Annotated in this window: 18 protein-coding genes and 1 pseudogene; 11 read left to right on the top strand and 8 right to left on the bottom strand. The window is 41.5% G+C overall.

From position 1 onward, the window contains the following. Position 1: 1 nt before the first annotated feature. Positions 2-1,987, top strand: a complete 1,986-nt coding sequence (locus FS875_RS00510) for a MacB family efflux pump subunit (protein ID WP_144751514.1) — start codon at positions 2-4, stop codon at positions 1,985-1,987. A 1,080-nt stretch (positions 1,988-3,067) separates the two neighbouring features. Here FS875_RS00510 and FS875_RS00505 read toward each other — a convergent pair. The 6 genes from FS875_RS00505 to FS875_RS00475 all read right to left on the bottom strand — a co-directional run bounded on the left by FS875_RS00505 (position 3,068) and on the right by FS875_RS00475 (position 10,970). Then, positions 3,068-3,736, bottom strand: a complete 669-nt coding sequence (locus FS875_RS00505; protein ID WP_144751846.1) for a YdcF family protein — start codon at positions 3,734-3,736, stop codon at positions 3,068-3,070. Positions 3,737-3,740: 4 nt separating this feature from the next. Continuing rightward, complete coding sequence (locus FS875_RS00500; RefSeq protein ID WP_144751511.1) at positions 3,741-4,694, bottom strand: cell division protein FtsX; 954 nt, start codon at positions 4,692-4,694, stop codon at positions 3,741-3,743. Further along, on the bottom strand, positions 4,687-5,346 hold the full coding sequence (ftsE, locus tag FS875_RS00495; RefSeq protein ID WP_144751508.1) for a cell division ATP-binding protein FtsE: 660 nt from the start codon (positions 5,344-5,346) through the stop codon (positions 4,687-4,689). Before ftsE ends, FS875_RS00500 begins: the two co-directional genes overlap by 8 nt. Before the next feature lie 741 nt (positions 5,347-6,087). Then, positions 6,088-8,046 (bottom strand): acetate--CoA ligase, encoded by a 1,959-nt coding sequence (gene acs / locus FS875_RS00490; protein WP_144751504.1) that lies wholly within the window; start codon positions 8,044-8,046, stop codon positions 6,088-6,090. A 944-nt stretch (positions 8,047-8,990) separates the two neighbouring features. Beyond that, positions 8,991-9,176, bottom strand: coding sequence for a hypothetical protein (locus FS875_RS00480; protein WP_246067835.1), 186 nt, complete (start codon positions 9,174-9,176; stop codon positions 8,991-8,993). A gap of 1,104 nt (positions 9,177-10,280) precedes the next feature. Beyond that, positions 10,281-10,970 carry a YggS family pyridoxal phosphate-dependent enzyme gene (locus FS875_RS00475; RefSeq protein ID WP_144751495.1) on the bottom strand — a complete coding sequence of 230 codons (690 nt, stop codon included), beginning with the start codon at positions 10,968-10,970 and terminating at the stop codon, positions 10,281-10,283. Between the two features lie 156 nt (positions 10,971-11,126). Here FS875_RS00475 and leuS point away from each other — a divergent pair, with 156 nt between their 5' ends. Together leuS and lptE are read left to right on the top strand one after the other, a co-directional pair. Then, positions 11,127-13,769 carry a leucine--tRNA ligase gene (gene leuS, locus FS875_RS00470; protein ID WP_144751492.1) on the top strand — a complete coding sequence of 881 codons (2,643 nt, stop codon included), beginning with the start codon at positions 11,127-11,129 and terminating at the stop codon, positions 13,767-13,769. Continuing rightward, positions 13,756-14,331 carry an LPS assembly lipoprotein LptE gene (lptE, locus tag FS875_RS00465; RefSeq protein WP_144751489.1) on the top strand — a complete coding sequence of 192 codons (576 nt, stop codon included), beginning with the start codon at positions 13,756-13,758 and terminating at the stop codon, positions 14,329-14,331. The genes leuS and lptE overlap by 14 nt, the downstream gene beginning before the upstream one ends. 315 nt (positions 14,332-14,646) lie before the next feature. On the opposite strand, the gene fsa is transcribed toward lptE, so the two are convergent. After that, positions 14,647-15,300 (bottom strand): fructose-6-phosphate aldolase, encoded by a 654-nt coding sequence (gene fsa / locus FS875_RS00460; protein WP_144751486.1) that lies wholly within the window; start codon positions 15,298-15,300, stop codon positions 14,647-14,649. A gap of 206 nt (positions 15,301-15,506) precedes the next feature. On the opposite strand from fsa, the gene FS875_RS10340 reads away from it, so the two are divergent. From FS875_RS10340 to FS875_RS00445, 3 genes and pseudogenes are all read left to right on the top strand, one after another. Then, entirely contained in the window at positions 15,507-15,764 is a 258-nt protein-coding gene (locus FS875_RS10340) for a hypothetical protein (RefSeq protein ID WP_144751483.1), read from the top strand. Positions 15,765-16,039: 275 nt separating this feature from the next. Next, positions 16,040-18,262: a primosomal protein N' gene (locus tag FS875_RS00450; protein ID WP_144751480.1), complete on the top strand. Its 2,223-nt coding sequence runs from the start codon at positions 16,040-16,042 to the stop codon at positions 18,260-18,262. A gap of 67 nt (positions 18,263-18,329) precedes the next feature. Further along, positions 18,330-18,599: pseudogene (locus tag FS875_RS00445) on the top strand (primosomal protein N'); the annotation flags it as partial. A gap of 146 nt (positions 18,600-18,745) precedes the next feature. On the opposite strand, the gene FS875_RS00440 reads toward FS875_RS00445, so the two are convergent. Further along, positions 18,746-19,006, bottom strand: coding sequence for a hypothetical protein (locus FS875_RS00440; protein WP_144751474.1), 261 nt, complete (start codon positions 19,004-19,006; stop codon positions 18,746-18,748). Positions 19,007-19,356: 350 nt separating this feature from the next. Here FS875_RS00440 and atpH point away from each other — a divergent pair, with 350 nt between their 5' ends. The 5 genes from atpH to FS875_RS00415 all read left to right on the top strand — a co-directional run bounded on the left by atpH (position 19,357) and on the right by FS875_RS00415 (position 24,527). Continuing rightward, positions 19,357-19,941 carry an ATP synthase F1 subunit delta gene (atpH, locus tag FS875_RS00435; RefSeq protein WP_144751471.1) on the top strand — a complete coding sequence of 195 codons (585 nt, stop codon included), beginning with the start codon at positions 19,357-19,359 and terminating at the stop codon, positions 19,939-19,941. Further along, entirely contained in the window at positions 19,941-21,476 is a 1,536-nt protein-coding gene (gene atpA, locus FS875_RS00430; protein WP_144751468.1) for a F0F1 ATP synthase subunit alpha, read from the top strand. Before atpH ends, atpA begins: the two co-directional genes overlap by 1 nt. 20 nt (positions 21,477-21,496) lie before the next feature. Continuing rightward, positions 21,497-22,408: a F0F1 ATP synthase subunit gamma gene (locus tag FS875_RS00425; RefSeq protein ID WP_144751465.1), complete on the top strand. Its 912-nt coding sequence runs from the start codon at positions 21,497-21,499 to the stop codon at positions 22,406-22,408. A 19-nt stretch (positions 22,409-22,427) separates the two neighbouring features. Then, a complete protein-coding gene (atpD, locus tag FS875_RS00420; RefSeq protein WP_144751462.1) occupies positions 22,428-24,038 on the top strand; it encodes a F0F1 ATP synthase subunit beta in 1,611 nt (536 codons plus the stop codon). A gap of 72 nt (positions 24,039-24,110) precedes the next feature. Then, positions 24,111-24,527 carry a F0F1 ATP synthase subunit delta/epsilon gene (locus FS875_RS00415; protein ID WP_144751459.1) on the top strand — a complete coding sequence of 139 codons (417 nt, stop codon included), beginning with the start codon at positions 24,111-24,113 and terminating at the stop codon, positions 24,525-24,527. Positions 24,528-24,529: the final 2 nt, after the last annotated feature.

The following is a 24,529-nucleotide window of genomic DNA, read 5'->3' as shown; positions in this document are numbered from 1 at the left end:
CATGAAAGCAGAACAAGCAGAGGCTGTCCTCGTTTTGGAAAATATTGTGCGCAATTTTCCCGCCGGTGAGACATTTGTTACCGTTTTGAAAGATATCAATCTTACCATCAAGCGTGGTGAAATGGTAGCAATTGTGGGGGCTTCCGGTTCAGGAAAATCCACTTTGATGAATATTCTAGGCTGCCTTGATCGACCAAGTTCTGGCCGTTATTGGATTTCAGGCAAAGAAACAGCTCTCCTTTCTGCGGATGAATTATCTGCTTTACGGCGCAATCATTTTGGATTTATTTTTCAGCGCTATCATTTGCTTAATGAATTAACGGCACTTGGCAATGTTGAAATTCCAGCTATTTATGCAGGATGTGCACCAAGCTTGAGAAGAAAACGTGCAAAAGACCTTTTAACACGCTTAGGTATGGAAGATCGAATAAATCATCGTCCAAATCAACTCTCAGGCGGCCAACAACAACGTGTTTCTATTGCTCGTGCCTTGATGAATAATGCAGAGGTTATTCTTGCCGATGAACCAACCGGTGCGTTAGACAAACAAAGTGGTCAGGAAGTGTTGCGTATTTTGGATGAGCTTCATCAAGAAGGGCGTACCATTATCATTGTCACGCATGATATGCAGGTGGCTGAAAGAGCACAGCGTATTATCGAAATTAGTGATGGAGAAATTATTGCGGACAATGTGTCAAAGGGTACAAAAAATAAAATAAATGTTCAACCTCTTCAGGAAAAACAAAATTTAAAAGATCAAAAAAAATTGGGCTTTTTTCGTTCGTTTGCTGAACGGTTTCGTGAAGCATTTGTTATGGCGTTGTTGGCCATGAATGCCCACCGAATGCGAACTTTTTTAACAATGCTTGGGGTGATTATCGGTATTAGTGCGATTATTGCTATGGTGGCTTTGGGAAATGGTACCCGGGAAAGAATTATGGAAAACTTTAAAAGTTTGGGGTCCAATACATTAACCATTTTGCCTGGAAAAAGCCTCTCTGATCCACAAGCAGAGAAAATAACCAGTTTGGTGGAAGCGGATGCAAATGCTCTCTCTGGATTGCCCTATATTGCTGGTGTAACACCTCAAATTTCAGCAAGCTCTATTATACGTTCTGGTGCTGTTAAAGCTAATGCTATCATTGCTGGGGTGGGAGAACAATATTTTCAGACACAAGGACTGAAAGCTGTTCAAGGGAGATTGTTTGATCAGAAAAGTGTGCATGAGCGAGCCGTTGATCTCGTGATCGAAAAAGAGGCAGTTGCTGTGCTTTTTCCTCATCGTCATGAGGATCCTATAGGGAAAGTCGTTCAGTTGGGTAATGTTCCGGTGCGTATTATTGGGGTGGTAGATCCGCAACATATGGGAGAAGGTACCTCAACTACGTTGCAGGTTTATTTGCCTTACACAACAGTGCAAACGCGTTTTCTTGGCACAACACAGGTTCGGGCAATTACCGTTAAAATTGCTGAAAATGTCGATGCACATTTAGCAGAAAAGATGGTAAAACGTTTTCTTACTATGCGTCATGGTGGAGAAGATTTCTTCATCAGAAGTTCAGCATTCTTTCGTGAGCGTATTATGGAAAGTACGCGTATCTTAACGCTTTTAGTCTCTTCTATTGCCGCTATTTCATTGATTGTGGGTGGTATTGGGGTGATGAATATTATGTTGGTTACTGTTTCTGAGCGGATCAATGAAATTGGGGTTCGTATGGCAGTTGGCGCGCGCCAAAGTGATATTTTGCAGCAATTTCTCATTGAAGCCATTTTAGTTTGTGTCATTGGCGGTGGTTTGGGAATTCTCTTTGGGCTTTCTATTGGTGGTTTGTTTTTGCTCTTTAAAGCGTCTATCCACTTGGTTTACACACTTGAGTCAATTATCATCTCTCTTACTTTTTCAACACTTATTGGGATATGTTTTGGGTTTTCGCCCGCACGGCAAGCTTCACGACTTGACCCTGTTGTTGCTCTCTCACGGGATTAAGTTTCGATAAATTGTTGCAAGTATAATTGTAGTGTGTGTATTGAGGCGGATTTTGATCTATGGTGTCAATATAACAACTTGAATTGTATGTACAGCACACACTCTTTGCCAGTTGTATGGTTGTAGGGATAGCCGATATGAAGTCATTAAAAAGAGACGTTTAGCGGCCTCAATAAAAAGCGTGAGGCTGTAGGGAACATTTCGTTTTCATGAGATAATCAGTATGATGAGGGAGATGTCTTTTCTGTTACTGTTTAAGTGTGGTGATGAGAGCTTACAATGTGATTTTTGCGAGATTCCTATACAAGAAGATAAAGGAAAATCGTGCAGGGGACATCTTTAGTGATAAATCTTCACTACCGATTTTCTTGGGTCAGGAAGCTTTTGTGATAAGATAAATTCCTTTTTCATGATTTTGGAAATCAAACCAACACTAAAAATAGTATATGATAAATCATCGTCGTTACTTAGGTAAAACGCTTTAAATCCTTTAAATTATAATTAGTTAACGTTATGGGGCTGTTGAGCATCTCGTGGAAAATATACATATTTTTGTGTTTTTCGTATTTTCGTTCGTTATGAGTTGTTACGATTCTGTAAAGGCTTTAGCCTTATAGAGCTCATTTTCAAAGAGAAGATTGTAAGGAAAATAGGTCATTTTATTGTATCTGTGTCATCAGAAATTTATCATCTTTAAAAAGTATATGCGTTCTAAGGGGCGTTATAGGGTGTTATACAAAATCATTTGAAGGTCATGAGACACTATAGAGTTTTTTTATTTATAATTCATAGATTTTATAGAGATGAGAAAAAGTACGAAGATTACTTTGTTGCATGTCCCTTTCTTTTCAGTAATCAAATGCGAAAAAATTATTTTTGCTTTAATATGTGCATAAGCTGTCGTAAGTGAAGTTTATGCGGAGAGGCGCTTTTTATTTTGAGAAAAAATTTTCAAATAAATAATTTTAAATTTTTATGTAAGAATTGGTCTTAAAAGCAATTAATATGAGAGATTCGCTTGAATATAGTTTGTGCTACGAAAAGCTTGCCTCACAAATTTTAAAAAGCAATATGAAAAGATTAGAATACCGTTCTTATGTAGACTTGGAGTGTTTTGATATATTGAAAGGCAAGAATACGGATTTGGTTGATCTGTTGTATCATACTTTCATCACCACTTTTTTTTACAGGATAAGCAATGAAATTAATATCAGGCATTAAGTATTTCAGTTCACGCATCGAACGCCACATATGATAATCATGGGTGACGATATAAAGGGTTTTATAGTGGTGTTTTTTTATCCAAGCAGCACTTTCTTCCGCATTGCCTTTGGTATTTGTGGCTTTGTGGCCGATATCAACACAACAGGTAAAGAGTTGGGGCGTGATATGTGTGCTATGCATAAAACTTTTCAGATTGGTGGTTGTGTTGACTCCACTGATCAAAAGCCGTGAACCAAGACCCTTTTGTAAAAGATTAAGCCCTGTCTCTATGCGTTTTTCTCCTCCTGTCAGAACAATGATGGCATCTGCTTTCGGTAAAGGATGGGGTGGTTGAAGACGTTCGGTTTTTTCAGAAAAAATAACAAAACCAATACAGAAAAGCAGAACAATGATTAAAAGCAATAATGCTGTGAGTGGAAAATAGCGAAACAAGCGGCGCAATAGATTGCCTATGCTACGCTTTTTTACAGACAATTCTGGGGTATCTTGCATCAGTGAGTTCGAATTATAGAAATCGTGAATCATAATATTAAAAGAGGCCGTTTTCACATTGATCCATTTTTTTAAGTTGTGCGAGAATAGTCATGCGGTTTGTCAGCGTGGTAAGAAAAGAAACAAAAATTATAAGACAAATGATTTTTCCATAAGGAAGAGAACTTATGGAAAGATGTCCAAATAAGGCAGTTATTTGGCTCGCTTCTACTTTCCCTAGATTATAGTTTGTCCAAAAGGCAAAGACAATAAATAAAAATGTGCTTGTGATACCACCATATAATGCACCACGAAGTGCAGTTTTAAAAAAATGCCAATCAAATTGTCGTGCAATGAAAAGCGTTTCAGTACCAAGGAAATATAACACATTGATAATATATGCATTCTCTGCCAATGCATTGCGTGTGGCAAAGATAACCGTGAGTATCAGTGAGCCTAGAACCAATATTAAAATCGCAAAACCAATCAAAATAGTGGTGTGTGCCATGGTGGAAAAACGATTGACCCAAACACGGTGATCATCAAATTGACCTCCTGGAATTTGCGTCTTGATAGCCTGACTGATGGCACGAAAATCAATTTCTGCATGCTCGTTTAGGGTGACGATGATAAGGCGGGGAAGGGGCAATTCATTGATACTTATATTCGTTCCAAGCCATGGCTCAAGCAATTTTTCAGTGGCTGTTTGGTCAACAATTGTGGCATCTTCTACACCAGGAAATGTTTTGGCTAATTTAACCGCATCCTGAAGGTTTTTTTCAATATCAACATTTTCCATGGGGCGTATTTGAATGGTTGCTTCATAGCTAATTTGATGACTCCAACTGTTCGCGGCACGCTGGACTAAATCAACGCCTATCAATGTGAGACTTGAAAGAAATGTCATAATAGCAATCACCGCAACCAATGCTTGCCCAGAAATATTGCTGCTGGGAATAATAGCCGTGGTGTTTTGGGGATTGCTTCTAAAAATAGGGAAAGACTTATTCATGAATTGTCATCCGTCCATTGTGGAGAAGCATACGCCGTGCTGCGACTTGTTCCATCAGGGCAATATCATGGGTGGCAATGACAACAGCGGTGCCAAAACGGTTTAATTCAATAAATAAACGGAGCAGGCGTTTTGCCAAAGGTGGATCAACATTTCCTGTTGGTTCATCAGCAAGCAAAATTTCAGGTTGATCAATGAGTGCGCGCGCAATCGCTACCCTTTGTTTTTCTCCACCAGAGAGAACTGGTGGTAAAACATGAATATGATCTCCAAGACCTACCCAACAGAGAAGATCTTCCACTTCACTGCGATAGGTCGATTCTTCTTGCCCTTTAATGCGTAAGGGTAAAGAGACATTTTCATAAGTGGTCATGTGATCAAGAAGACGAAAATCTTGAAAAACAACGCCAATACGCCTTCGTAATGCAGGAAGTTCTTGCCGTTTGAGCAATGCTGTATCATGACCAAATAAATCAATGTGACCACGCGTTGGTTTGAGCGCCAAAAACATCAAACGCATCAACGATGTCTTACCTGCTCCAGAGGCACCAGTAAGAAATTGAAATGAGCCAGCAGGAATATGAAAACTAATATCACGAAGAACCTCTGGCCCCATTCCATAGCGTAGACCAACATTTTCAAAATGAATCACTTTTCGCTACCACTTCTGCTTTTATCGTGTATCACTCTCAGGACTTTTACTCCTTTTGTTTTTAACCTTGTCCATACTTCACAACAGATAATATTTCTCTTTTGTACTTGAGAAATATTGTCTGTTAAGAATATCATCAATTATTCTATCTCTTTTAATTGTATCTTTTTTTATGATTTTAGCAAGAATTCCAAGGTGTTTCTAGCAGAAACATGATAACCATTATTCTTGTTTTTAAAAGTGGTTCACATTCATCTTACGCGCTTTGTGGTGGGTAAAGTTTATACATTTTTGTTTCAGTATGCGTTAAAATGTATCTTTTATAATTTTCATCTTTATTGTTTTTTATGAGTTATGGCAAAAACTCTTTGTTTTCAAAAATATTGAAAGTCTCTTTGTTGTTTTTTTCTTTTGCTAAAATAAATTGATTTATAAGAATAATTTGTCATTTTACATTTGATAAATTGATAAAAAATTTTGCAGACAGTAAAATTTACCCATACTAAGTTTTTTGATCATGATGATAAACTCTTCTGTTTGCACCTTATGGGGGATGTGTGTGGATAAAAGGATCTGAAGAGTCCATATGCTCTTATAAAGGATTTTGATATAAAAGCAGTGGCAATATTTTGCTTTGATAAAGAGAATAAGGGGGCTGGTTTGGATTTTTACCGGGGGCTTTAGCAGAAATACTAGAACTATTTGAGCAGAAAGGCTAAAGCCCACCGGTGATATGATGCGTTAAACAATCGTTTCTTTATTTTGGCGATTGGCAATAAGATCATCAACGACTTGTGGTTCGGCAAGGGTCGAAGTATCTCCTAAATTATCAAAATTATTTTCAGCAATTTTTCGCAAAATCCGTCTCATAATTTTTCCTGAGCGCGTTTTGGGCAACTGAGGGGCAAATTGGATTTTATCCAATATGGCAATGGAGCCTATTTCCTTTCTGACATGCTTAATAAGCTCGTTATGCAACTCTTCACTTGGTGCTGTTCCTTCCATGAGGGTGATAAAACTGTAGATTCCTTGCCCTTTAATGGCATGAGGATAGCCAACAACAGCGGCTTCTGAAACAGCAGGGTGAGAAACAAGTGCTGATTCAATTTCTGCTGTTCCTAGTCTGTGTCCAGAGACATTGAGAATGTCATCAACCCGTCCTGTAATCCAGTAATAGCCATCGCTATCGCGTCTACAGCCATCGCCTGTAAAATATTTTCCTTTATAGAGAGAAAAATAGGTTTCAATAAAGCGATCATGGTCATTATAGAGGGTGCGCATTTGTCCTGGCCATGAGTCAATAATGCAAAGATATCCTTCTGTCTCACCTTCCAAAATATTTCCTTGCTCGTCGATGATTTGCAGTTGTACTCCGAAAAAAGGACGTGTGGCGGAACCTGCTTTCAGCGGGGTGGCACCGGGGAGGGGGGTGATCATATGCCCTCCTGTTTCTGTTTGCCACCATGTATCAAGAATAGGACAGTGATTGTTGCCAACCGTATGATAAAACCATTCCCATGCTTCTGGATTAATCGGTTCGCCCACCGTTCCTAGCAGACGCAAAGATGTTCTTTTCGAGCGTTCAACCAATGCATTTCCCGCTCCCATTAAGGCGCGAATAGCCGTTGGTGCGGTGTAGAATATATTGACTTGGTGTTTATCAACAATTTCCCAGAATCTGCCTTTGTCAGGAAAGGTTGGTGTGCCTTCAAACATTAATGTGGTAGCGCCATTGCATAAGGGACCATAAACTAAGTAAGAATGCCCGGTAATCCAACCAATATCAGCGGTGCACCAGTAAATTTCACCCGGATGATAATCAAAAACATATTGATGGGTTATCGCAGCATAAACAAGATAGCCCGCTGTTGTGTGCAAAACACCTTTGGGTTTGCCCGTCGAGCCTGAGGTATAAAGAATAAAAAGGGGATCTTCAGCATTCATTTGTTCTACAGGACAGTCTGTTTTTGCATGGGGTATTTCCTCATGGTACCAAAAATCCCGTCCCTCTACCCAATTAATTGGTCCGCAGGTCCGTCGTATGACCATGACTTGGTCCACATGCACGTTTTGCCGAGCAGCAATCTCAATGGCATGGTCCACATTGTCTTTTAAGTAAATCCGTTTTCCACCACGCAAGCCGTGATCAGCGGTAATGATGAAGGTCGATTCACAGTCAACAATGCGTCCTGCTATTGCCTCAGGAGAAAAGCCAGCAAAAATCACCGAATGAATGGCACCAATGCGGGCGCAAGCGAGCATGGCATAGGCGGCTTCGGGAATCATGGTTAAGTAAATGGTGACTTTGTCACCTTTTTTGACGCCGTGGTCTTTTAAGATATTGGCAAAACGGCAAACATGTTCATGAAGTTCGTTATAGGTTATTTTTTTATCGTGATAAGGATTATCTCCTTCCCAGATCAGGGCAATTTTATCACCATGGGTTTTTAGGTGGCGATCAATGCAATTATAGGCAACATTTGTTATTCCATCCTCGTACCATTGAATCGAGACATCACCATGAAAAGACGTATTTTTTACTTTTGTAAAAGGCTTAAACCATTCAATACATTGACCATGTTTTGCCCAGAAGCTTTCTGGATCATTGATGCTTTCCTGATACCACTGTTGATAGGTTTCCTCGTTGATGAGAGCAGTTTTTTTAATATCTTCTGATATTGGATAGATTTTTTCAGACATATGTTCCCTCTTTTCATTTACTATAGGGAAAAATCAGCCACTATATTTTTTAGGCAAAACTTCCCCGTAAGCTTTTCATTTTGAGAGTAGATTAAATGACAAAAATTGAAATAGTCAATTTTTAAAATCTGATGTGATAATATTAAAGAGGGGATTTTGTGTTGCTTTGAGGTACTTCAATGCAACAAAGCCTTGTCGTATAGAGCTTTTTATAAAAGCATAAAGACATTTAAAAATATCCTAGGAGAGGGAATGAGAGTGCTTTCTTTATGAGAATATTTTTTATTTTGTACGCATTCGTTTTAAAAGAATAAATTTACTAAAATTAATATAAACTAAAATATCTACGCAAAAAATCAGAGATGAATACGCAAAGAATCAGAAATAAAGAACATGATAACTGACGATAATGCCATTAGAATAGACAATTTCCAACCCATACCACTGAGTACTTTAAAAGGAATGGCAATTATAGGAGTTATTATAATGAGCATGAAAAATAGTCTTACAATTTCAGAATAAATATCCATTATAACAAAACCCTAGTTATACTATATGAGATTAGTAGATACCTCTAAAAATTATTTTTTTTAGTGTTATCGCAACTCATCTAATAAAGATTAATATAAACCAAAGTACCTACACAAACTATCCAAAATAAGGAGCACAACTCCTCCCGATAATGATGTTATGATAGCTAACTTCCAACTCCGACCACAGCATACTTTGATAATAGTAGTATAGAGAGAGACAAATACAACAAACATGCAAAACATTCTTATTATTTCATAATGAATATTCATTATAACAAAATCCTGATTATAAGATGTGCTCCATAGTAGATATCTCTAAAAATTATTTTATCCATAGATATAGATAATTAACTTTAGTGTATTTACAAAATTATCAATTTCAGAGATATCTTTGTTGCTATTCTCTATAAATTAGAACCAACACTCATGAGCTTTCTCGATGAACCCCCAACCAAAACCTCCTATGAATCCCGTTGTAAAACCTGCAACTCCAGCTGAAAATGCACCTGCTGGTCCTCCAGTTATACCACCCAGAACTGCTCCGCCTAATCCTGCTTGCACCCCTGTGTTGAAGCCTTGTGAATTCATGTGAGACATAAAATCATTAACGCTACAAGCACTTCCATAAACAGGTGTTGAATCATGTATAGTATAAGTTAAACTTGGAGGAAAATTTTTTATGTTACTCCTCCTTAATTATCTCTCTTAAAAAATAGTATCATTCTGATACACTTCAAATTGATATCATGTGTTTTAGAGAACTATCAAGCATAATTTTTAAACTTATCAATAAAAATAATGCTTATGTTATTTGTACATGAAATTATTCTTCTTAATAAGATAAGAATATTATTTATAATAATTTAACTTAATAAGAAATAACTAACTGTTTTTTATTAAATTTAGTTTAAAATTAGAGGTGTTTTTCTTTTTATTTACAAAAATAACAAAGAAATATATTTATAATTGAATCCAATTGTGTTGTTATTGTTTGTACCTATTATGCATGGGGGGATATGCTTTTTTAGCGATTGCCGTGTGCATTTTGCCCTTTTCAGTGCGTAGAAAGCTTCTATGCTATGTTTATGATTGTTCTCATGCCGGTTAGTATGGATCTTAATGTTCTCTTGGGCATTTAAGAGGCTTATTGAACCAAGCAGCTTGCATTAAAATGTGGGTGCTGATTGATGTTTTAATCCTCTCTTCGTGTGTTTTATGCCATTGGCGTGTGGGGAAATTGTTTACATATATCTGAGAAGTTGAGAGAATTGGCAGTTTTAACGAGAATTATCGCGATATCCGTGCTGGATATTTTGTTGTTTATTATTTCTCTTATGGCTCTCTTTACCCATTTGTGTACATTTCTCCTTTCTTATTTTGCTTTGGTTCAGTTGTTTCTTGTGGGATGTTGGTGGGTTGGCTCTCAGAGAGGGTTTTGCAAGAGCCCATGCGGGATTTCAGAGCTAAATTGTGGAGTCGTTGTATGTACTGGGGATATGTTGGAGAACATGTCTATGGAAAGCTTTGAAAGACCGGCTTTTTTGTTTGTGGGGAAAAGGAAGATAGGAGTTTTTCTGCCGGAATTGTCCTTGTTATTGAGGAAAATATTTTTTCTCATTTCTGTTGTTTTTGGTTTGTGGTCGGGTTTTTAATGGAAATGGATTATATGAAGGGGGAATGAGTTTATGAGAGATAATTGCTTTACACAGGGCGTTCTCCAAATAAAGCAGAGCCAATGCGAAGGATGTTAGCGCCAAATTGCAGGGCTGTTTTAAAGTCATTAGACATGCCCATGGAAAGCTTTGGGAGCCCTGCTTGTTTTGCTAGTTTTGCTAAGAGGGCGAAATAGGGACCGGGATTCTCCTCGATAGGAGGGATGCCCATTAGACCAATGATATCAAGTCCATAGAGATTTTTACACTGAGCAACAAAAGGGATCACTTCTTGTGGAGCAATACCGCTTTTTTGCGGCTCTAAGCCGATATTGACTTGAACATAGCAGGGGAGATGTCTTTGTTGTTTTTGCATTTCTTCTGCCAAGCTTTTGGCTATTTTTTCACGATCAACGGTTTGAATAACATCAAAAATTTTGACAGCTTGTGCTGTTTTGTTTGATTGTAAGGGACCGATAAGGTGAAGTTCAATATTTTTAAATTGTTGACGCAAGATGGACCATTTTTCAGCAGCTTCTTGCACGCGGTTTTCTGCAAAGAGAGTTTGACCTGCTTGTAAAAGAGGACGTATATTCTCTACAGCAACAGTTTTTGAAACAGCAAGAAGTTGTATCTCTTGTGGGGAGCGGTGATATTCTTTGCATGTTTGAGTAATGTCTTTTTGTAGATTTTTCCATGCTTCAAGGGAAGGTTCAAGCGGGGTGGCGTGTGTGTTCATCTTTTCGTACTTCGTCTTTTTTATTCAGTGATTATGTTGTTCTTTGTAAAATACTTCGTAAAATATTGATGGAAAATGTTGACGATGAGATTAATCCATGGTCAAGCATAATAAAACAAGTTTTTTAGTTCAATTTTGTAAAAGAGTATCATAGAAATGACGATTGAACATCATAAGTTAGGTGAACGCTATAATCCACGTGCCCGTGAACAAAGGTGGCAAGCGATTTGGGATGAAAAGAAAATTTTTCAGACTGTGGGGAATGAGAGTCGTGAGAAATATTATGTTTTGGAAATGTTTCCTTATCCTTCTGGGCGCATTCACATGGGGCATGTGCGCAATTATGCCATGGGAGATGTTGTTGCGCGCTATAAACGTGCAAAGGGCTTTAATGTGCTTCATCCTATGGGGTGGGATGCTTTTGGTATGCCTGCTGAAAATGCGGCTATGCAAAATAAGGTGCATCCCAAAACTTGGACCTATCAAAATATTGCCGTGATGCGTGGGCAATTAAAGCAATTAGGGCTTTCAATAGATTGGACACGAGAATTTGCTACTTGTGATGTGGATTATTATCATCGCCAGCAAATGCTATTCCTTGATTTTTATCAAAAGGGGTTGGTGGCGCGCAAAGTGGCTAAGGTCAATTGGGATCCCGTTGACCAAACTGTCTTAGCAAATGAACAGGTTGTTGATGGACGGGGTTGGCGTTCTGGCGCGTTGGTTGAACAACGGGAATTGACGCAGTGGTTTTTCAAAATTAGTGATTTTAGTGAAGAGTTACTGGCAGGGCTTGAAGAGCTTGAACAGTGGCCCGAAAAAGTCCGCATTATGCAAAAAAATTGGATTGGTAAGTCACAAGGGCTCTTGATTCGTTGGGCGTTGAAGCCGACAGAGGGAGCCGATGAGGTTTGTCAGTCCTTTGATGAGGTTGTCTGTTATTCAACACGGCCTGATACACTGTTTGGCGCTTCTTTTTTAGCACTTTCTGTCGATCATCCCATTGCTCAAGCTCTTGCACAAAAAGACAAAGCACTGGGCGCTTTTATTGACAATTGTCGCAGTGGTGGAACAACAACTGCAGCACTTGAAACTGCTGAAAAACAAGGTTTTCTCACATCGCTTTTGGCTGTTCACCCTTTTGATGCGACGGTGCATATTCCCGTTTATATCGCTAATTTTGTGTTGATGGACTATGGAACGGGAGCTGTTTTTGGCTGTCCTGCCCATGATCAGAGAGATTTCGATTTTGCTCGTAAATATAATCTTCCTGTGCAAGCGGTGGTTTTGCCTTCAGGAGTTGAGAAAGAAGAGTTTGTCATTACTGACACGCCTTATGTTGGTGATGGGGTGATGATCAATTCTAGCTTTTTGGATGGTTTGACACCACAAGAAGCTTTTGAAGAAGCAGCCAAAAGGCTTGAGAAACAAATGCTTCATGGGCAGCCTCAGGGGAAAAAAACCGTGCAATTTCGTTTGCGGGATTGGGGGATTTCACGTCAACGTTATTGGGGATGTCCGATACCCATGATCCATTGTACGTCTTGCGGGGTAGTGCCTGTGCCGCGTGCCGATTTGCCTGTTGTATTGCCTGATGATGTCACTTTTGAGCAGCCGGGAAACCCTCTTGTGCGCCATGAAAGGTGGCAAGCTGTTGCTTGTCCTGTTTGCGGTCAACCTGCCAAACGCGAAACTGATACCATGGATACCTTTGTGGACTCTTCTTGGTATTATGCACGTTTTACGGCTCCTTTTGCACAAGAGCCCGTAGACCCACAAGCGATAAGAGAATGGTTGCCTGTGCAACAATATATCGGCGGAATTGAACATGCGATTCTTCATCTTCTCTATGCGCGCTTTTTTATGCGCGCCATGAAATTAATGGGCTATGTGTCGGTGGATGAGCCTTTTAAGGGGCTGTTTACTCAAGGCATGGTGGTGCATGAAACTTATCGGGATGAGAAGGGCTGGGTTTCACCAGAAGAGATTTCGATTGTGGAAAAGGATGGCAAGCGGCGCGCTTATAAATTAATTGATCAGAGTGAAGTGACGATTGGTTTGATTGAAAAAATGTCAAAATCAAAAAAGAATGTCGTTGATCCTGATGATATTATTGCATCCTATGGAGCCGATACTGTGCGTTGGTTTGTGTTGTCTGATTCTCCTCCTGAGCGGGATGTTATCTGGACAGAATCGGGTGTTGAAGGTGCACATCGTTTTGTGCAACGCGTTTGGCGTCATGTGGCTTTGAGTGCTCCACTGTTAAGAAACGTGACGTCCTGTGCCGGGAAACAGGGGGAGGCTTTGCAACTCTCAAAGATTGCGCATAAAACACTCTATGCTGTGGAAGATGATTTAGAAAAATTTGCCTTTAATCGGGCTATTGCACGCCTTTATGAACTCTTGAATATTATGGCACCTTTGTTAAGTAAGGTGGCAGATGTTGAGGACGAAATGAAGGCGGCTTTGCGCCAAGCAGTGGATTTTTTCCTTGCCATGATTGCGCCTATCATGCCGCATTTGGCGGAAGAATGTCATGCTGCTTTAGGAGAGGAAACTTTAATGTCTGAGCTTGCTTGGCCGGTTTATGATCCCGCATTAACCGTTGAGGACTGCTATAGTTTGCCGGTACAGATTAATGGTAAAAAACGCGGTGAGGTCACTGTGCCAGCAACAGCGACTCCAGCAATGATTGAAGAAGCCGTCTTGGCGCTTGATTTTGTAAAGGCGCATTTGGGCGAAAAATCAGTGAAAAAAATGATTGTTGTTCCACAAAGGATTGTCAATGTCGTGCTTTAAGCGTTGTATTTTTGTAAGTTTGGCAGGTTTGTTAACCCTTTTGTGTGGATGCAAAGTTGAACCGCTTTATCGTCAGGTGTCGCAGATTTCAACAATAGATTCTATTTCTGCGCCGTTATCAGGAAAACAATCTTTGGGACTTTCTGAAAAGTTGGCAAGCATTGTCATTGCAGAACCTTCAGATCGTTTTGGTCAATTGGTGCGTAATCATTTGTTGTTTCTTCTTTATGGGAACGGCAGTAAGCCTTCTGCTCCCGCTTATCAATTAACATTGCAAACATCCACGTTTACAAGAAAATCTGTACAGATAGAAGTTGATCGCGATAGAAAAAGAGAAGGACGGCCTTCCGTTGGAACTGTGGTGGGAAAAGCTTCCTATATCTTGCAAGATATGAAAAATATGCCCGTTGGCAGTGGTATAGGAACGGTGAGTGCGTCTTTTGAACGGTTGCGCCAAGAATATGCAACAATGCAAGCAGAAGAAGATGCGCAGAGGCGTGTGGCTGAGGAGTTGGCCGAACAACTTCTCATGTTGCTTTCAAGAGATTTGGCAAAAGGTTAAGTGCTCTTTTTTCCAGTGTTTAAGGAAGATACATGGCTCTTTATCTGTTGAGGGAGGTGGCTACCAGTAAGGGAGGTGGTTGCCAGCGCTTCTCAGATTGCTGGTGGGATATTGGAGGATATTTAAGAAACAGTACGGGGGATAGTTGCAACAGAGCTCTCAGAGTATGGGGGGCTTCTTTATGCATGGTTATGCTAAGAGTATATCATGCAAGAAACTGTCAACAAAGGTCAGCTTGATAAAGGCACGTGGGAGCGTATTATTGGAGAAGCTAGTGGCACAGATTTTTGTGTTGCTTTGAGCTCTTGCAACATATTAAGCGATATTTTGTCCCGTTTTTTTCCAGTCTTCAAGGAAGATTTGCAAGCCTTTATCGGTTAGAGGATGTTTTACCAGTGCCTTTAAGATGGCTGGTGGGACAGTTGCAACATCTGCACCGCTTAGTGCCGCTTCTTTGACATGGTTAACGGTGCGGATGGAAGCTGCCAAAATTTGTGTTGTAAAGTTATAGTTATCATAAATTGTGCGAATTTCATGCAGCAGTGCAATGCCATCACTTCCACAATCGTCGATTCTGCCCACAAATGGTGAAATGAATGTTGCACCTGCTTTGGCAGCAAGTAAGGCTTGATTGACAGAAAAGCAAAGGGTGAGGTTGGTTTTAAATCCTTGTTTTGTCAAAGCGCTACAGGCTTTTAATCCATCAAATGTTAAGGGAAGCTTGATGCAGATATTGTCGGCAATTTTGGCTAAAACAGCTGCTTCTTTCATCATATCTTCAAATTCTGTTGCTGTAACTTCAGCAGAAACAGGTCCAGTGACGAGGCTACAGATTTCTTTTGTTACGTCAAAAATATTGCGTCCTGATTTTAAGATGAGTGAGGGATTGGTGGTGACACCATCAACAAGATTTAAATTTTGTAATTCTCGGATTTCTTCAATATTGGCACTGTCCACAAAAAACTTCATATCCCATCTCCTTGGTTGTTCGCTCTTGTACTCAAAGCTTTGGATGTTTTACCCTCGTTTTTGTTATGCGCTATTGTTTATGGCAAAAGCAAGAGGGTGTATGGCAATCTTATAGAATAAGCGACAGCATAAATTGGCAAGGGGGCAAAAATTCGCTGTTGGATAAGAAAATCAAGTGAAGGAAAAAATAAAAGAAAGGAGAATCAATGTGGGAAGGGGCAGCTCGTGTTTGCTGTCTCCTTACTAGAATGCTTAATCATTATAGCGTTCTATTTTTTATAGAGTGTGAAGTTCATTTTTTAATGTATTTGTCAATGATGGGAATGTGTGAAAAAGTTTGGGAAATAAGAGTGAAAGAAATGGGATCAATCTTTTTTATATCCGTATCAAAAGGCGGTCCACGAAAATATTATTGCGCAAATATTAAAGGTGAAAACACTCATTTTATAAAAGGACTGGTATAAAGTTGCTGTGGAAAATAATGGAATCTGTCACAGAGAGGAAAATTGTTTTCCTCGGGATATTTTTTGCTAGGTGTGCTTATTGTTCTTGAATTTTATCTGCTCTGGAGGAAGCATAATTCTTTGCGGGATCTATGGTTTTTTACGATTTGGTGATGGCTGGTGGAGTGGTTAAAGGGGGGCCGAGCTGGAATGGTAAGAGCAACAAAAGATTCTTTATAAGAAGATCTGCAGTAGAGACATTGTTTATATAAAAGATTTGTATATTGAGACAAAAAATGAAGCCAAATGTGACAGAAGATGTGAGAGAGAGAAAAATTGTTGCAGTTTTGGTGCCTCTTCCTGTTGCGCATGCCTACAGTTATGAGGTTCCACCCTCTATGGCATGTGAGGTTGGTTCTTTTGTTCGTGTTCCGGTGATGGGGCGCCAAGTTTGTGGTGTTGTGGTGGATGTTGGAGAACAGATTACAAAAGATGGGCAAGTTTCTGCATCTGTGGTGGGTAAAAAATTACGCTCTCTGCTTCATGTTTTTGATTGCCCGCCGTTGAAGGGCGAAATGATCACATTCTTGCGGTTTGTGAGCCGGTATACGATGACTCCTCTGGGGCTTGTTGCACGATTGGTTTTAGGGGTACCGGCTGCTTTAGAACCAGAAGAACCAATGCCTGGTTTGCGGTATCGTGGGGGAGATGTAGAGCGTTTAACACCAGCGCGTCTGCGGGTTTTGGAGTTGGTGCGTGATGGTGAGGTCTGGACGCGTTCTGGTCTTGCCCATGCAGCAGGAACTTCTGTTTCTGTGGTTGAAGGATTAAAAGCACTTGGGATCTTTGAAGAGGTTATGGTGCCACCACCAGCTCTTGTAGCGCCGCCCAATCCAGATTTTTGTCCTCCTCAGTTGGAGGAAGAACAGAGTGAAGCTGCGCGTCTTTTACGGGACGGTGTTTTGTCTTCTCAGTTTAAAGTTTTTTTGCTTGATGGCGTGACGGGATCAGGAAAAACAGAAGTTTATTTTGAAGCGGTTGCCCAAGCACTCACCAATGGCAAGCAGGTTCTCATTTTATTGCCGGAAATTGCTTTAACACAACAATTCTTAGATCGCTTTCATGCTCGCTTTGGAGCCGGAGCAGCCGAATGGCATTCCGATTTGGCACCGCGTCGTCGGGAACGTGTGTGGCGGCAGGTGGCAGAAGGGCGGGTGCGGGTCGTTGCGGGCGCGCGTTCGGCACTTTTCTTGCCCTTTCATGATCTTGGCTTGATTGTGGTTGATGAAGAACATGATACTGCTTATAAACAAGAAGAGCGCATTTTTTATCATGCGCGTGATATGGCGGTGGCACGGGGCTCTTTTGAGAATTTTCCTGTTATTTTATCCTCCGCAACACCTTCGATTGAAAGTCAGGCAAATGTTTTGTGGGGGCGTTATCAAAAGGTGCATTTGCCATCGCGCTTTCAAGCAGCCGCTCTTCCACAATTGCGGGCCATTGATATGCGCAAAGGAGGTGTGCAAAAGGGGCGTTTTATTTCCTTTGCTCTTGAAGCGGCTTTAAAACAAACACTTGAAAAAAGTGAACAAGCGCTGCTTTTTCTCAATCGTCGTGGTTATGCGCCTTTAACCTTGTGCCGTGTTTGCGGGCATCGCTTTCATTGTAGCGATTGTTCCAGTTGGCTGGTTGAGCATCGTGCCCAAGGGCTGCTTAAATGTCATCATTGTGGATATCATCAACCACTTCCAGAAGCCTGTCCTGAATGTGGCACACTAGACCATCTCGTGGCTTGCGGACCTGGTGTGGAAAGAATCGCCGAGGAAACACGACAACTGTTTCCTCAGGCACGGTTGTTGATTCTTTCAACGGATCTTAAAGGGGGGATTGGTCAGTTGCGGCGCGAATTGCAAGCCATTACGAATGGCGATGTTGACATTATTATTGGAACACAATTGGTCGCTAAAGGACATCATTTTCCTGGATTGTCCCTCGTGGGGGTTATTGATGCTGATCTTGGTCTTGCGAATGGCGATTTACGTGCGGGCGAGCGTACCTTCCAGCTTCTCTCTCAGGTAACTGGCAGGGCAGGGCGGATGGGAATAGAAAGTTTAGGGCTTTTGCAAACTTATCAGCCTGATCATCCGGTGATAAAAGCCCTCCTTTCACAAAAAAGTGAAGATTTTTATGTACATGAGATTGCGATGCGTGAGCATTATCATCTTCCACCTTATGGGCGCCTGGCTGCTTTGATTGTGTCTTCAGAAAAACGTCAAGCGGCAGAACATTATGCGCGGGCGTTACGCCAAGTTGCACCAAGGGTAAAAAATATTTCTCTTATGGGACCAGCAGAAGCGCCGCTGGCTCTTATTCGGGGACGTTATCGTTTTCGGCTTTTATTACAGGGGCAACGTTCCTTTGATATACAAGGCTTTATTCGTGCAATGTTTGCAGCTGCACCTAAAATGCCTAGTTCTGTTCGGGTGCAGATTGATATTGATCCACAAAGTTTTCTCTAAAAACACCATATAAGATGGAGGATTATATGGCATGGGGGTGTGCTTATTTAAAAATGCTTTGCAGTCTGCTTTTTTGATTGTGTCTTCAGAAATGTTAGGCGGCAGAACATTATGCGCAGGCGTTACGCCAAGCTGCACTAAGGGTAAAAAATATTTCTCTCATGGGACCAGTAGAAGCGCCGCTGGCTCTTATTCGGGGGCGTTATCGTTTTCGGCTTTTATTCCTTTTGTCTTTTTTGGGGCAACGTTCTTTTGATATACAAAGCTTTATTCGTGCAATGTTTGCAGCTGCACCTAAATGCCTAGTTCTGTTCGGGCTTGGGCTCACATGGACTAGTATTTTCTCAAAACAATACCCTCTAGCAGGGAGATTTGCTTTAAAAGTGCCTTTTAAAAGAAAAGAGTTGGTGGGATATTTTTAGATAAAGAGAGGAGATTAAAAAACGCCCCATTTCTTCCTTCTTTTAATGTGAATATCTGTTATTATTTCTTGCATATCAGTTTGAAATAACACATTTTTTCGGTAGCGGTAGCGGTAGCGGTAGCGGTAGCGGTAGCGGTAGCGGTAGCGGTAGCGGTAGCGGTAGCGGTAGCGGTAGCGGTAGCGGTAGCGGTAGCGGTAGCGGTAGCGGTAGCGGTAGCGGTAGCGGTAGCGGTAGCGGTAGCGGTAGCGGTAGCGGTAGCGGTAGCGGTAGCGGTAGCGGTAGCGGTACCATTTCTACAAAAAATGACTTTCAAGAACATCGTTTTGATGTTGCTCTACATCCACCATTCATTTATGGCGCTCACTTCGTTTGTGACACCAACAAAGAGACTTGAAAAATTAACAAAAGAATGTCAAAAAGAAGTATGGGCAAGCTGGAGTGCTAACCCGCCTGTTCTGAAAAATCCTTTTTAAAAATATTTTGAATATTTTCGTTAAAATTTTCAGAAAGCATCAATTTGGAGTGTTGCGAGTCGGTTATGTCTATGCTAGAAACCAAAAAGTTTTTTGTTCTGGGTTTTAAGAAGAGCATTCTTAAAATTTAGAATGTCTGTTCCATTATCATCTGATAATTATCAGAGAGTCGCTCAAGGGAAAGAGGCGGTATTTCGTGTCGGATTCATTTTCTCTTATACCGCTGCCATTGGTAGATCAACGCTACGCGCAAGCGCTTTTTGACCTCGTTCAAGAAGCCGAGAACGTTGAAAAGGTTGAAAAGGCAGTGGCATCGTTTTTGCTTGTCTTGGATAAAAATGAAGACTTAAAACGCTTTGTGCAAAGCCCATTCTTTTCAGTAAAAGAGCAAGTTAAAGTGATGCGTTCTGTTTGTGAGAGCATCAAATTTGCTGATAAGAGCGCTGGCCAGATCATTGAAAAATTTTTGCACATTATCACAATAAATCGTCGGCTTTATGCCTTGTCTGGTATTTTACATGCTTTTCAGCGTCGTGTTGCTCTCTCTCGTAGAGAAATTTCGGCACAGATTATTTCTGCTCGCCCCTTAAGCCCTCAGCAAGAAAAACAATTGCGTGAGGCTTTGGAAGGTGTTGCGGGGGGAAAAGTTGTACTAAACATCCATGTCGATCCAACAATTCTTGGTGGATTAATCATTCGTGTGGGGTCGTCTCAAATTGATACGTCTCTGGTAACAAAATTGTCTTCGCTTAAGCTTGCATTGAAAAAAGAGGTCAGCTGATGGATATTAGACCATCTGAAATTTCAAAAATTCTAAAAGAGCAAATCAGAAACTTTGACCAAAAGGCTGAAGTTTCAGAAATTGGTTGGGTTCTCTCTGTGGGGGATGGTATCGCCCGTGTCTATGGTTTGGATAATGTCCAAGCAGGTGAGATGGTGGCCTTTTCAAATGGCGTACGCGGTATGGCTCTCAATCTGGAAATCGATAATGTCGGGGTGGTGATCTTTGGCTCTGATCGTGATATCCGTGAGGGTGATAGTGTTAAGCGCTTGGGTACTATTGTGGATGTTCCCGTGGGGCCAGCTCTGTTGGGGCGTGTCGTCGATGCACTGGGAAACCCTATCGATGGTAAGGGACCTCTTAAAGCAACAGAGCGTCGTCGTGTGGATGTGAAGGCACCAGGAATTATTCCGCGTCAGTCTGTCCACGAGCCAATGTCAACTGGACTGAAAGCTATTGATGCACTCATTCCCATTGGACGCGGACAGCGTGAGTTGGTGATCGGCGATCGTCAAACAGGAAAAACAGCGATTTTGCTCGACACCTTTTTGAACCAGAAACCTTTCCACGAAAAAGATTCAGGAAACGAGCAGGATAAAGTCTATTGTATTTATGTTGCTATTGGTCAAAAACGCTCAACAGTAGCGCAATTCGTGAAAGTTTTGGAAGAGCGTGGTGCTCTTGAATATTCTATTATCGTTGCTGCTACTGCTTCTGATCCTGCTCCCTTGCAATTTATTGCACCTCTTGCTGGATGTGCAATGGGCGAATATTTCCGCGATAATGGACAACATGCTTTGATCGGTTATGATGATCTTTCCAAACAAGCGGTGGCTTATCGCCAAATGTCTCTTTTGCTACGTCGCCCACCAGGTCGTGAAGCTTATCCTGGGGACGTTTTCTATCTGCATTCACGTCTTTTAGAGCGCGCTGCAAAGCTCAATGCGGAAAATGGTTCTGGCTCTTTGACAGCTTTACCAGTCATTGAAACACAAGCAAATGATGTGTCTGCTTATATTCCTACCAATGTGATTTCCATTACCGATGGGCAGATCTTCTTGGAAACAAATTTGTTTTATCAGGGTATTCGTCCTGCGGTGAATGTGGGGCTTTCTGTATCGCGGGTTGGTTCTGCTGCACAAATTAAGGCGATGAAGCAAGTGGCTGGTTCGATTAAAGGTGAATTGGCGCAATATCGTGAAATGGCGGCTTTTGCACAGTTTGGTTCCGATTTGGATGCTTCAACACAGCGTCTTTTAAATCGTGGTGCACGTTTGACAGAACTTTTGAAGCAACCGCAATTTTCTCCTTTGAAAACAGAAGAACAGGTTGCTGTCATTTTCGCTGGGGTAAATGGTTATCTTGATCCGTTGGCTGTTTCTGATGTGGCTCGATTCGAACAGGGACTTTTGACACTCTTGCGCAATGATTATCAAGATCTCTTAAAAGCAATTGCTGAGCAAAAACAGCTTACCGATGAGTTGAAGGATAAGTTGCTGACTGTTCTTAAATCTTATGCGAAGAATTTTTCGTGATGAAGTGATGGAATGCTTAAATGGCGTCGTTGAAGGATCTTAGAGACCGTATCGCCTCGGTGAAGGCAACACAAAAAATTACTAAAGCCATGCAGATGGTTGCAGCGGCAAAGTTGCACCGTGCACAAGAAGCTGCGCGGTCCGCACGCCCTTACGCGCAGAGGATGGCTGCTATTTTATCCAGTGTTGCTGGGGATGTTGATGGCATCGATGCGCCACCTCTGATGCGGGGAACCGGTCGGGATGATGTCCATCTGTTGGTGGTTTTTACCGCTGAACGCGGGCTTTGTGGGGCTTTTAATGTGCAAATCGCACGTCGTGCACGCGAACAGATTAAGGCTTTGCTTGCTGCTGGTAAAATCGTTAAAATTTTAACCGTGGGGAAAAAAGGCGCGGATATTTTATCGCGTGATTATAAAGCTTTGATGATTGATCATATTGATTTGCATGCTGTAAAGCGGATTGGTTTTACTGAAGCTGCAATGATTAGTCAGCGGATTGTCACGTTATTTAATGAGGGGGCTTTTGATGTCTGTACGCTGTTTTATTCGGAATTCGTTTCCGTGATTAATCAGCGCCCAACGGCTTTCTCTTTAATCCCTATGGGCGCTACAAAAGGGGCTGTTGAAGCAGAAGAACTTGTGGAAAAGGCAGACAAAAGCAAAGAAGTACAGTCAACGGTTTATGATTATGAGCCCGATGCGACTTCTCTTTTGGAGGCACTTGTGCCACGCAATCTTTCTGTGCAAATCTTTCGCGCCTTGCTAGAAAATGTCGCTGGCGAAATGGGCGCAAAGATGACAGCTATGGATAATGCATCGCGCAATGCGGGTGAAATGATTAATAAATTGACGGTGGCTTATAATCGTCAACGTCAGGCACAGATTACAACAGAGTTGATCGAAATTATTGCGGGCGCTGAAGCGCTTTAAAGTGAAAAGGTAAAGATTGATGGTAAAAGCAGTGACGTCAAGTAAGGAAGCAGCAAAAGTTGAAAAAAAGAAACCAGCTGCTCGTTCAGGCGTAAAAAAAGCCGCCTCGAAATCTCAAGTGAAGGTGAAGGATTCCTCTACGTCTGCGCCTCGCTCTTCTCAAAATATATCTGTAAAAGAAGAAGGGCTTACAAAAGGTGCCGTTGGTGAGATCAAACAGGTTATTGGCGCTGTTGTGGATGTGCAGTTTGAAGGCGCATTGCCAAATATTCTGAATGCATTGGAAACAGATAATTTAGGCAATCGGTTGGTACTGGAAGTTGCACAGCATTTGGGTGAAAATACCGTACGTACAATTGCCATGGATACCACCGATGGTCTTGTCCGTGGTCAAAAGGTCTTTGATACGGGTACACAGATCAGTGTGCCTGTTGGTGAAGCGACTCTTGGGCGTATTATGAATGTGATTGGTGAACCCGTTGATAATGTGGGACCAATTGCAACAAGCAAAACGCGCTCTATTCACCAAGATGCTCCTGAATATGTGGAACAGTCGACGGTTTCAGAAATTCTTGTCACGGGTATTAAGGTCGTTGATTTGTTAGCACCTTATTCTAAAGGTGGTAAGATTGGTTTGTTTGGTGGTGCTGGGGTTGGTAAAACCGTTCTCATTATGGAGCTTATCAACAATATCGCAAAAGCGCATGGTGGCTATTCGGTGTTTGCTGGTGTGGGAGAGCGTACACGGGAGGGAAATGATCTTTATTATGAAATGATCGAAAGCCGTGTGAATGTGAATCCAAAAGAGAATAATGGTTCAACAGAAGGGTCTAAATGTGCACTCGTTTATGGGCAAATGAATGAACCACCAGGAGCACGTGCGCGTGTGGCGCTTTCAGGATTGACCATTGCAGAAAGTTTCCGCGATGAGGGACAAGATGTGCTTTTCTTCGTGGATAATATCTTCCGTTTTACCCAAGCAGGGGCTGAAGTGTCTGCTCTTTTAGGCCGTATCCCTTCTGCTGTGGGATATCAGCCAACTTTGGCAACTGATATGGGGGCTTTGCAAGAGCGTATTACCAGTACAAAAACAGGCTCTATTACTTCGGTGCAGGCTATTTATGTTCCTGCCGATGACTTGACAGATCCTGCTCCCGCAACATCTTTTGCCCATTTGGATGCAACAACGGTTCTTTCCCGTTCAATTGCAGAAAAGGGAATTTATCCAGCTGTTGATCCCCTTGATTCTTTCTCGCGTATGCTTGATCCATTGATTGTGGGTGAGGAGCATTATACAGTTGCTTGTCAAGTGCAAACTATTTTGCAACGTTATAGAGCGCTACAGGATATTATTGCGATTCTTGGAATGGATGAGCTTTCTGAAGATGATAAGTTGCTGGTGGGGCGGGCGCGTAAAATTGAACGGTTCCTTTCGCAGCCTTTCCATGTAGCAGAGGCTTTTACGGGTTCACCCGGAAAACTCGTGCCTTTAGAAGAAACAATTAAAGGCTTTAAGGGTCTTTGTGCTGGCGATTATGATGATTTGCCAGAAGCAGCTTTTTATATGGTCGGTTCGATTGATGAAGCCATTGAAAAAGGAAAGCGTCTCATTGCAGAGGCTTCTGCATAAGAAGAAATCTGGAATGAATGCTTGGTGTAAAGAGGACAAAGAGTCCTTCTAGCAAGCCTCGTGGAGATTGTTGTGGAATACAATAGAGAAGAGCATTTTTTGTTTGAACTGGTATCGCCTGAAAAAATTGTCTTTTCAGAGCATGTGGGCTCCGTTGTTCTTCCTTCAGCGTCAGGTGCTTTGACGGTGATGGCACACCATGCACCGCTGGTGGCAAGTATTGTCTTGGGGAGCGTTCGTGCTCTGAGCTCTTCAGGAGAGAAGCTCTTTGCTGTTTGTGGAGGCGTTGCTAATATTACTTCTCTTGGATGCTCTCTTTTGGTGGAGCATGTTGTGGCTGTAGAGCATCTCTCTTTTGAAGCCTTAGAACAGCAGATCTTGCAAGTTCGAGCAAGCTTAGAGGGAGGGACAAATGATGAGAAAAACGATAAAATCGAAGAGTTTTTTGATCAGTTGGCTACTGCTCGAGCTGGGGTGAACGAGGCGTAAAG

Source organism: Bartonella saheliensis (assembly GCF_902162175.1).
Note: the sequence above shows the minus strand (reverse complement) of the source record. Positions and strands in the feature narration are given on the sequence as shown.

Bases quoted from the DNA above. Each gene is read 5' to 3' on its own strand.
- FS875_RS00480 (WP_246067835.1), bottom strand. From the start codon at position 9,176: ATGTCTCACATGAATTCACAAGGCTTCAACACAGGGGTGCAAGCAGGA.
- FS875_RS00510 (WP_144751514.1), top strand. From the start codon at position 2: ATGAAAGCAGAACAAGCAGAGGCTGTCCTCGTTTTGGAAAATATTGTG.
- fsa (WP_144751486.1), bottom strand. From the start codon at position 15,300: ATGAAGTTTTTTGTGGACAGTGCCAATATTGAAGAAATCCGAGAATTA.
- atpD (WP_144751462.1), top strand. From the start codon at position 22,428: ATGGTAAAAGCAGTGACGTCAAGTAAGGAAGCAGCAAAAGTTGAAAAA.
- atpA (WP_144751468.1), top strand. From the start codon at position 19,941: ATGGATATTAGACCATCTGAAATTTCAAAAATTCTAAAAGAGCAAATC.
- acs (WP_144751504.1), bottom strand. From the start codon at position 8,046: ATGTCTGAAAAAATCTATCCAATATCAGAAGATATTAAAAAAACTGCT.
- FS875_RS00475 (WP_144751495.1), bottom strand. From the start codon at position 10,970: ATGAACACACACGCCACCCCGCTTGAACCTTCCCTTGAAGCATGGAAA.
- lptE (WP_144751489.1), top strand. From the start codon at position 13,756: ATGTCGTGCTTTAAGCGTTGTATTTTTGTAAGTTTGGCAGGTTTGTTA.
- FS875_RS00505 (WP_144751846.1), bottom strand. From the start codon at position 3,736: ATGATTCACGATTTCTATAATTCGAACTCACTGATGCAAGATACCCCA.
- FS875_RS00500 (WP_144751511.1), bottom strand. From the start codon at position 4,694: ATGAATAAGTCTTTCCCTATTTTTAGAAGCAATCCCCAAAACACCACG.
- FS875_RS00450 (WP_144751480.1), top strand. From the start codon at position 16,040: ATGAAGCCAAATGTGACAGAAGATGTGAGAGAGAGAAAAATTGTTGCA.
- FS875_RS00440 (WP_144751474.1), bottom strand. From the start codon at position 19,006: ATGTTCTTGAAAGTCATTTTTTGTAGAAATGGTACCGCTACCGCTACC.
- FS875_RS00425 (WP_144751465.1), top strand. From the start codon at position 21,497: ATGGCGTCGTTGAAGGATCTTAGAGACCGTATCGCCTCGGTGAAGGCA.
- FS875_RS10340 (WP_144751483.1), top strand. From the start codon at position 15,507: ATGTGGGAAGGGGCAGCTCGTGTTTGCTGTCTCCTTACTAGAATGCTT.
- leuS (WP_144751492.1), top strand. From the start codon at position 11,127: ATGACGATTGAACATCATAAGTTAGGTGAACGCTATAATCCACGTGCC.